This window comes from Actinomadura napierensis, assembly GCF_039529375.1.
GTDB lineage: Bacteria > Actinomycetota > Actinomycetes > Streptosporangiales > Streptosporangiaceae > Spirillospora > Spirillospora napierensis.
In genome coordinates this window covers 25,721-34,253 of the sequence record NZ_BAAAMR010000104.1, presented here as the reverse complement: position 1 = coordinate 34,253, position 8,533 = coordinate 25,721, and the positions used below count along the sequence as shown (strand labels likewise).

Sequence of the window (8,533 nt, the reverse complement as noted above, 5' to 3'; positions counted from 1 at the left end):
CTCGGCGGGGACGGCCGCCACCAGCGCGGCCAGCGGGACGCCGGCCGCGAGGGCGGTGCCGGCCGCCCGCCGCCCGCTCACACTCCGTTTCATGATCATCACGACTGGCGGTCTTTCCGGCGGCGTCTCGCGGAAAACCCCGGGAGCCGTCGACGGAAAGGCAAATGACCATTACATCGGCCGCGTGAACCCGCTCGCCCGCCCGGACGTCCGGGCGGGCGTCCAGGCGGGCGGAGGGCCGTTCTCCATCGATATGGGAATTATGGAAGCCGGCAGGTGCCGTTGTCGGACTTCGACGGGTCGCTTTCGGAGGTGCCCGTCAGCGTCAGCTTCGCCTTGCGCTCGGCGCCCGGGCCCGCCTTCGCCCACACCACGACGTTCGCGGACCGGCCGTTCTGCGCGGTGGCCAGCTCGTTCGGCAGCCAGGTCGTCCAGCCCTTGCCGTCCACCGCCGCCTTGAGGCGGAAGACGTCGGAGCCGTAGACGCCGGTGCCGCCCTTGCCGTGGTTGTCCACGCGCATCGTGCACTTCGCCCAGCCGCCGCCCGCCGGCTTGGCGTTACCGGAATCGACCTTGACGCCGCGGCGCTGCGACCCGGCTCCGTCCAGCGAGCGAATCGCCACCGTGTACGACAGGACACCGTTCTTGTCGCGCTTGAGGTCGAGCACGTAGAAATGCAGCCGGTTCGCCTCGTCGACGTATTCGAACTCGCTGCCCGAATTCGTCCCGGCATGGAACAGCGCGTCCGACAGCTGGCGGTAGTCGCCGATCGTCATCTTCTGCGGCGTGCCGTCCGGCAGGACGAAGTCGGTCTTGTCGATGTCCTGCGGATTCGCGTCCTCGATCCAGATGAACGGCGCCCGGTCCTGGTTCTTGGTCTTCGCCAGCAGGACGCCGGAGTCGGGTGTGAACGAGTCCATCCCCATCCGGTCGACGACCTCGAGGGTGTAGTTGTCGAACTTGCCGCCGTCGCACAGCGGGTCCGTGCCGGTGTCGCAGCCCGGCTCCTTGTCGCCGCCCGCGCCCAATTGGAGGTTGACGCCCGCGAGGCCGCCCTCGCTCGGCTCCGTCGACCGCGCGGTGATCCGCGCGACGACCGTGCCGTCCTGCGCGAGCGCGTCCCGGTTCAGCTGGAGCACCTTGCTCGCGTCGACGATGCCGAGCTTCAGCTTGTTGCGGAGCATGTGCTCCGAGCCCATGGACGCGCCGCTGACCGCCGGGATCGTCCACCGGCTGTGCGGGCCGCCCGGGCCGTTGAAGCTGCCGCGGCTCAGCATGTCCCACGGCCCCGTGTACGAGCGGCGCGGCGGCACCCCGTACGGGTTGTTGTAGTTGTCGCCGATGCCGAGGATGTGGCTGAACTCGTGCGCGAACACGCCCATCCCCGAGCTCTCCGCCTGCGTGGAGCTGCCGGTGACCGCGTTCGGCCAGATCGTCGCGCCGGCCTGCCAGGACGTCCAGTCCACGTACCGGGTCTTCACCCAGTTCGGCAGGTTCGGGTCGCCCGGTCCCCACTCGGCCGGGACGTCCTCCTTGGTCTGGAACTTCATCTGCCCGAACTCCTGCCAGGTGGACGACTCGTCCTGACCGGCGCTGAGGAAGAAGACGAAGTCGAACTTCTTGGCGGTCTCCTCGCCGACGTCGGCGACCCACGCGGCGCGCGCGTCCTTGCGCAGGTCGCGGTTGCAGGTGTCGCCGGCCGGGCAGCCGGTGCCGCCCTGCATGTCGTCCACGCCGTACTCGTGGTCCTTGGCGGGCATCTGGTAGGCGCCGAACGCGGTGAGGTCCACGCCGTAGCGTCCGCCGGAGTCCTCCATCCAGTACTCGTGCAGCGTGTGGCCGTGGTTGAGGTCCTCGGGCTTGTTGAGGAAGTCCTGGTAGAACTTGGCGACCTGGTCGCGGGGGACGTCGCCGACCATGTTCGGGTTTCCGAAGATCGTGGAGTTCTTCGGCTGCGTGACCACGAACGGCTGGTTCGGGTAGTCGACGAGGACGACCGCGCCGTTGAAGTTCTTGATCGAACCCTTGTGGGACGGGTCGGCCCACGAGGTGCCGGGGATCGACGCGTAGTCGCCCCAGGTCATCGTGTCGGGGAGCTCGTAGTTCTGGGGGTCGAGGGGGCGGGGGCCGCCGGCCGCGTAGGTGCGGGCGGACGGCTGGCCCTCCTGCCACGGCTGCGTCTGCGGCCAGTGCCGCATCTGCCACGGGTTGGCGGTGGGCTTCGGGATCGGAGGTCTCGCCTGCGCGGCGGCCGGCACGGCCGCGAGGCCCGCGAGCAGCACCGCTGCCGTCACGGGCACCAGGAGCGTCTTCTTCGCGCGCATGTCTCCCCTGTCTCGGGTGCTTGCCGAGAAAGGTAGGAGCGCGGCCGTCCGGGTGCTATGGCCTCTTTGCACGATCTTGTGGCGTTCGTCCTGGCATGTCGCGCCGTGGCCGGTTCGAGGCGAGGCCGTACGGCCCCGTTCTCGCGCGACGGTCCTTACAGCAGCGAGCGCGTCGCCAGGACGATGCCGTCCTCGTCGGCGTAGAGCCAGTCGCCCGGACGGAACTCCACGCCGCCGAACGTCACCGGCACGTCCACCTCGCCCGCCCCGTCCTTGGCGCTCTTGCGCGGGTTGGAGCCGAGCGCCTTGACGCCGAGGTCGAGGTCGCGCAGCGCCGCCACGTCCCGGACGGCCCCGTTGATCACCACGCCGGACCACCGGTTCGCCACTGCGGCCGCCGCGATCATGTCGCCCATCAGCGCGGACCCCAGCGAGCCGGCGCCGTCCACGACCAGCACCCGGCCCTCGCCCGGACTGTTCAGCAGCTTCTTCACCAGGCCGTTGTCGCGGTGGCAGCGCACCGTCGAGACCGGGCCGGCGAACGCCGCGCGGGCCCCGTACTGCCGGAACTGCGTCTCGCAGCTGCGCAGCTCGTCCCCGAAGTCGTCGATGAGGTCAGCGGTCGCGAAGTCCATGCCCGGCAGCCTACTGGGCGGTAACCCCGTCGGCCGACGGGGCGTCGGTCGGGCGGCCGATCAGCCGCGACAGCACGATCGCGGTCTTGGTCGCGGTGATGTTGCCCTCGCGGCGCAGCCGCTCCAGGGCCTGCTCCAGGTGCTGGATGTCGCGCGCCCGCACGTGCACCAGCGCGCTGGCGTCGCCGCTGATCGTGTACGCGGCGACCACCTCCGGATGGCCGCGCACGCTGGAGTAGATCTCCTCCGGCGACGTCGCGCCGGTGCAGAAGATCTCGATGAACGCCTCGGTCGTCCAGCCGAGCGCGGCCGGGTCGACCACCGCCGCGAAGCCGGTGATGACCCCGTCCGCGCGCAGCCGGTCGACCCGCCGCTTCACCGCGGGCGCCGACAGCCCGACCTTGTCGCCGATCTGCGCGTAGGAGGCGCGGCCGTCCTCGAGGAGCCGCGCAACGATTCGGCGGTCAAGCTCGTCAAGACGCAACAAATAACACCCCCGAAGTCGGTTTTCGTCATTGGTCGCCGGTAACCCCCGAACATACGCTGGATATGGACCGGCGGCCACCCACCGCGTCCGGTCCCTCCCCCCTCGGCACCGGGCCCCCGCCCGGTGTCCCAGCGATGCCCCGGCCCGACCGGCCGGGCCCCGACCGCGAGAAGGAGCGTCGTGACGCCGACCGAACAGCTGCGGGCGATGTCCGAGGAGCACAGCGCGCACAACTACCACCCCCTCCCGATCGTCGTCGCCGGCGCCGAGGGCGCCTGGCTCACCGACGTCGAGGGCCGCCGCTACCTCGACATGCTGGCCGCCTACTCCGCGGTCAACTTCGGGCACCGCAACCCGCGCCTCGTCGCGGCCGCCCGGCGGCAGCTCGAACGGGTCACCCTCGTCAGCCGCGCGTTCGACCACGACCAGTTCGGGCCGTTCGTCACCGAACTCGCCGAGCTGTGCGGCAAGGACATGGTGCTGCCGATGAACAGCGGCGCCGAGGCCGTCGAGACGGCCCTGAAGACCGCCCGCAAGTGGGGCTACGAGGTGAAGGGCGTCCCCGCCGGCGAGGCGAACATCATCACGTTCGAGGGCAACTTCCACGGCCGCACCACCACGATCGTCAGCTTCTCCACCGACCCGGACGCCAGGGACTCCTACGGCCCCTACACGCCCGGGTTCCGGACCGTCCCGTACGGGGACGTCGACGCGCTGAAGTCGGCGATGGACGCCTCGACCGTCGGCGTGCTGATCGAACCGATCCAGGGCGAGGCCGGCGTGAACGTCCCGCCGAGCGGGTTCCTGCGCGCGGTCCGCGAGCTGTGCACCGCGAACGGCACGCTGATGATCGCCGACGAGATCCAGTCCGGCCTCGGCCGCACCGGCACCACCTTCGCCGTCGAGCACGAGGACGTCGTCCCCGACGTCTACATCCTCGGCAAGGCGCTCGGCGGCGGCATCATGCCGGTGTCGGCCGTGGTCGCCGACCGCGACGTGCTCGGGGTGTTCAAGCCGGGCCAGCACGGCTCGACATTCGGCGGCAACCCGCTCGCCTGCGCGATCGGCCGCGAGGTGATCGCGATGCTGAGGACCGGCGAGTACCAGGAGCGGTCCCGCGCGCTCGGCGCGCACATGCACGAGCGCCTCGGCCGGCTCGACTCCGGTCTCGTCCGCGAGGTGCGCGGACGCGGCCTGTGGGCGGGCGTCGAACTGCGCGGCAAGGCCCGCCCCGTCAGCGAGCGGCTGATGGAGCTCGGCGTGCTCGCCAAGGAGACGCACGACACCACGCTGCGCCTCGCCCCGCCGCTGATCGTCGAGCGGGAGGACCTGGACTGGGCGCTGGACCAGCTGGAAAACGCTCTCGGTTAGCCCAGGGGGGCGACCCCCTGGAACCCCCGTTACGAACGACAGGCCGTTTCCCGCTCCGCTGGCGCTCCGCGCGAAACAGCCTGTCGTTCCGTTCGGCGGGCAGGCCCGCTGCGCTCGCTGGCGCTCGCTCCGCGTGCCTGCCCGTGGCTGGGGTTGAGGTCTGGCCCTCCGTACGTTTGTTCAGCCGGCGCGCTCTGCAATAGGGGCTGCAAATCGAGCACAGGATTTGGCCGGGGCCGCCTGTCGGGCGGGGACGAGGGGGCGCGCGGGGGGATGGTGTGCGGCATGCAGGCCAAGCCGTCCGCGCAGGACGCCCCCGAGAAGAAGCCGTCCGGACGCAGGCGGCGGCGGGTGCTCATCGGCTGCGGCGGGCTCGCGGTGACCGCGCTGCTGCTGCTCGGCGGCGGCGCCTACCTGCTGCAGAACGCCTACGACGACGGCGTGAAGCGGATCGCGGGCGCGATGCCGGAGCGCAGCGGCCGGCCGGCCTCGACCGGACGCGGCGAGAACTGGCTGCTGATCGGGTCGGACCGGCGGTCGGACATGCCGTCGATGGGCGCCCGGTCCGACACGGTCATGCTGGTGCACCTGTCGGGGCGGGACGGCCGGGTGTCGGTGATCGCGATCCCGCGGGACAGCTGGGTGACGATCCCCGGGCACGGCGGCGGGAAGGTCAACGCGGCGTTCTCCTACGGCGGGCCGAAGCTGCTGATCCGGACGGTGGAGAAGCTGAGCGGCGTGCGCGTCGACCACTACGCATCCCTGGACTTCGGCGGGTTCGTGAAGATGACCGACGCGCTCGGCGGCGTCGACGTCACCGTCGCCAAGCGCACCTATGACCCGATGCACAACCGGACCTGGCCCGCCGGGCACCAGCACCTGGACGGCACCGAGGCGCTCGACTTCGTCCGGCAGCGCTGGAACCTGCCCGGCGGCGACCTCGACCGGATCAAGCGGCAGCAGGCGTTCCTGCACGCGCTGGCGGACAAGGCGCTCGACACCCGCAACCCGCTCAAGATCGACCGGTTCATCCGGGCGGCGACGCACTCGGTGACCGTGGACGACTCGGTGACGTCGGGCACGCTGCGCGGGCTGGCGGCGCGGCTGCTGAAGACGCCGCTGCTGGAGTACCTGACGGCGCCGGTCGACCGGTTCGCCTCGCGGCACGGGCAGAGCGTGGTGCTGCTGGACGGGGCGGCGGACGGCGAGCTGTTCGCCGACGTCCGCAACGACCGGGTCGGGGACTTCGTGGCCCGCAACGGCGCGGCGAACACGGTGGGAACCGTGCGCTGACCTGTACGGATAAGTCGGGCATCAGAACAATATGACGACCAAGGTCTGGATGGATTAGTCTAAGTGGACTAATCGGCTTCGACCAAGAAGGTCGCCTCATGTCCCGACCCCTCACACCGCTCGCGCTCACCGTGCTGCGCATGCTGTGCGACGGGCCCATGCACCCGTACGAGATGCAGCAGCGCATCCGCGACCACGCCTACGACCACGCGGTCAAGATCACGCACGGTTCGCTGTACCACTCGGTGGAGCGGCTGGCGTCCGCCGGCCTGATCGAGCCGCTGGAGACCAGCCGCGAGGGCCGCCGGCCCGAGCGGACCGTCTACGCGGTCACCAGCGCCGGACGCGACGCCGCGCACATCCGCCTCGCCGAGCTGCTGGCCAAGCCCGTCGAGGAGTTCCCGCTGTTCGGCACCGGGCTGGCGTTCGTCAACCTGCTGCCGGAGGCCGAGGTCGCCCGGCAGCTGCGGACCCGGGCCATCGCGCTGGAGTCGCTGCTCGTCGGGAACCAGGCGGCCAACGAGTCGCTCCGCAAGCGCGGGCTGGAGCGCTACAAGCTGCTCGACCAGGAATGGTCGATCGCCCGGTTCCGCAGCGAGCTGGAGTTCGTCCAGGGCCTCGCCGAGGACCTGGAGTCCGGGCGGCTGACCTGGTCCGACGACGCGAACGTGACCTCCTGCCACTCGCCCCACCAGCACGAACACTGCACCGACTACCACACTCGCACCGACAAGGGGGCACCATGAGCAAATGGCGCGGGAACCCGTGGGCGATCCTGCTGACGCTCTCCCTGGGTTTCTTCATGACGCTGCTCGACCTGACGATCGTGAACATCGCGATCCCGAGCATGATCGACAAGCTCGACGCCTCGCTGGACGAGGTGCTCTGGGTGGTCAACGCCTACATCCTGGTGCTGGCCGTCCTGCTCATCACCGCCGGCCGCCTCGGCGACCTGTGGGGCAAGAAGAACCTGTTCATCGCCGGTGTCGCGCTGTTCACGCTGTCCAGCCTGGCGTGCGGCATCTCGCAGGACCCGGCCCAGCTCATCGCGGCCCGCGCCGTGCAGGGCCTCGGCGCCGCGCTGCTGATGCCGCAGACCATGTCGATGATCATCAGCGTGTTCCCGGCGGAGCGGCGCGGCACCGCGCTCGGCGTCTGGGGCGCGGTCGCGGGCGTGTCCACCATCGCCGGCCCGACCATCGGCGGCCTGCTGGTCACCAGCCTCGACTGGCGGTGGATCTTCTTCGTGAACCTGCCGATCGGCATCATCGTGCTGGCGATGGCCGTGCCGATCCTGCCCGCCCACATCCCCACGGTGAAGCACCGCTTCGACATCGCCGGCGTCCTGCTCGCCTCCGCCGGCCTGTTCTGCCTGACGTTCGCGCTGACCGAGGGCCAGAAGTACGACTGGAACGAGGGCATCTGGGGCCTCATCGCGGCCGGCCTCGCGCTCTTCGCGATCTTCTACATGTACCAGCGGACGCAGCAGGACCGCGAGCCGCTGGTGCCGTTCTCGCTGTTCCGCGACCGCAACTTCACGATCCTGAACTTCGTCGGCGCGGCCGTGTCGATCGGCATGATCGGCATGTTCCTGCCGATGACGATCTACATGCAGTCCGTGCTCGGCTTCAGCGCCCTCAAGGCCGGCCTGGTGATGGCGCCGTCCTCGGTGGTGTCGATGTTCCTCGCGCCGGTCGCCGGCAAGCTGTCGGACCGCATCGGCGGCAAGTTCATCCTGATGGGCGGCCTCACCCTCTACGCGATCGGCATGCTGTGGCTGGTGCTCGTCGCCGAGGTCGGGACGAGCTGGACCGCGTTCATCCCCGCGCTCGTCGTCGCCGGGTTCGGCATCGGCGGGGTGTTCGCGCCGATGGCCACCGAGGCCACCCGGCACGTCCCGCCCCACCTTGCGGGCGCCGCGTCCGGCGTGAACAACACCGTCCGGCAGATCGGCTCGGTGCTCGGCAGCGCCGCGGTCGGCGCCGTCCTGCAGAACCAGCTCGCCTCGTCGCTCAAGGACGAGGCCGCGACCCGCGCGGCGGCGCTCCCGCCGGACGTGCGGCCCGGCTTCGTCAAGGGCTTCGCCGGCGCCGCCAAGGGCGGCCTGGAGGTCGGCGCGGGCCAGACCGGCACCCAGCAGAAGCTGCCGCCGGGCGTCCCCGCGAACGTGGTGCACCGCGTCCAGGAGGTCGCCGGCCAGGTCTTCACGCACGGCTTCGTGCACGCCCTGAAGCCGACGATGGTCCTGCCGATCGTCGTCGTCCTGGCCAGCGCCGCCGCCTGCCTCGGTGTCAAGGGCTACCGCTCCACCCCCTCGGCCGGCAAGACCGACCCCGCCCCGGCCACAGCCAACACCTGACCCCGAACGACGTTGACTTGCGGCGAGTCGTCGTTATGGCGCGGCTCATAACGACGACTCGCCG

General features: G+C 70.7%; 7 protein-coding genes. 4 read left to right on the top strand and 3 right to left on the bottom strand.

From position 1 onward, the window contains the following. Nucleotides 1-260 precede the first annotated feature (260 nt). The 3 genes from ABD296_RS38955 to ABD296_RS38945 form a co-directional block, all read right to left on the bottom strand. Entirely contained in the window at nucleotides 261-2,324 is a 2,064-nt protein-coding gene (locus ABD296_RS38955; RefSeq protein WP_344279643.1) for a M6 family metalloprotease domain-containing protein, read from the bottom strand. A gap of 155 nt (nucleotides 2,325-2,479) precedes the next feature. Next, nucleotides 2,480-2,959: a ribonuclease E activity regulator RraA gene (rraA, locus tag ABD296_RS38950; protein WP_344279640.1), complete on the bottom strand. Its 480-nt coding sequence runs from the start codon at nucleotides 2,957-2,959 to the stop codon at nucleotides 2,480-2,482. A gap of 10 nt (nucleotides 2,960-2,969) precedes the next feature. Continuing rightward, complete coding sequence (locus tag ABD296_RS38945) at nucleotides 2,970-3,443, bottom strand: Lrp/AsnC family transcriptional regulator (RefSeq protein WP_344279637.1); 474 nt, start codon at nucleotides 3,441-3,443, stop codon at nucleotides 2,970-2,972. Between the two features lie 210 nt (nucleotides 3,444-3,653). Here ABD296_RS38945 and rocD point away from each other — a divergent pair, with 210 nt between their 5' ends. The 4 genes from rocD (at nucleotide 3,654) to ABD296_RS38925 (ending at nucleotide 8,469) form a co-directional block, all read left to right on the top strand. Next, nucleotides 3,654-4,817 (top strand): ornithine--oxo-acid transaminase, encoded by a 1,164-nt coding sequence (gene rocD / locus ABD296_RS38940; RefSeq protein WP_407061561.1) that lies wholly within the window; start codon nucleotides 3,654-3,656, stop codon nucleotides 4,815-4,817. A gap of 285 nt (nucleotides 4,818-5,102) precedes the next feature. Then, the gene (locus tag ABD296_RS38935) at nucleotides 5,103-6,110 is read left to right on the top strand and encodes an LCP family protein (RefSeq protein ID WP_344279631.1); all 1,008 of its coding nucleotides are present in this window, start codon (nucleotides 5,103-5,105) and stop codon (nucleotides 6,108-6,110) included. Nucleotides 6,111-6,208: 98 nt separating this feature from the next. Continuing rightward, nucleotides 6,209-6,856, top strand: a complete 648-nt coding sequence (locus tag ABD296_RS38930) for a PadR family transcriptional regulator (RefSeq protein WP_344279628.1) — start codon at nucleotides 6,209-6,211, stop codon at nucleotides 6,854-6,856. Continuing rightward, the gene (locus tag ABD296_RS38925; RefSeq protein ID WP_344279625.1) at nucleotides 6,853-8,469 is read left to right on the top strand and encodes a DHA2 family efflux MFS transporter permease subunit; all 1,617 of its coding nucleotides are present in this window, start codon (nucleotides 6,853-6,855) and stop codon (nucleotides 8,467-8,469) included. The genes ABD296_RS38930 and ABD296_RS38925 overlap by 4 nt, the downstream gene beginning before the upstream one ends. The last annotated feature ends 64 nt before the right edge of the window (nucleotides 8,470-8,533 follow it).

Bases quoted from the DNA above. Each gene is read 5' to 3' on its own strand.
- rraA (WP_344279640.1), bottom strand. From the start codon at position 2,959: ATGGACTTCGCGACCGCTGACCTCATCGACGACTTCGGGGACGAGCTG.
- rocD (WP_407061561.1), top strand. From the start codon at position 3,654: ATGTCCGAGGAGCACAGCGCGCACAACTACCACCCCCTCCCGATCGTC.
- ABD296_RS38955 (WP_344279643.1), bottom strand. From the start codon at position 2,324: ATGCGCGCGAAGAAGACGCTCCTGGTGCCCGTGACGGCAGCGGTGCTG.
- ABD296_RS38925 (WP_344279625.1), top strand. From the start codon at position 6,853: ATGAGCAAATGGCGCGGGAACCCGTGGGCGATCCTGCTGACGCTCTCC.
- ABD296_RS38930 (WP_344279628.1), top strand. From the start codon at position 6,209: ATGTCCCGACCCCTCACACCGCTCGCGCTCACCGTGCTGCGCATGCTG.
- ABD296_RS38935 (WP_344279631.1), top strand. From the start codon at position 5,103: ATGCAGGCCAAGCCGTCCGCGCAGGACGCCCCCGAGAAGAAGCCGTCC.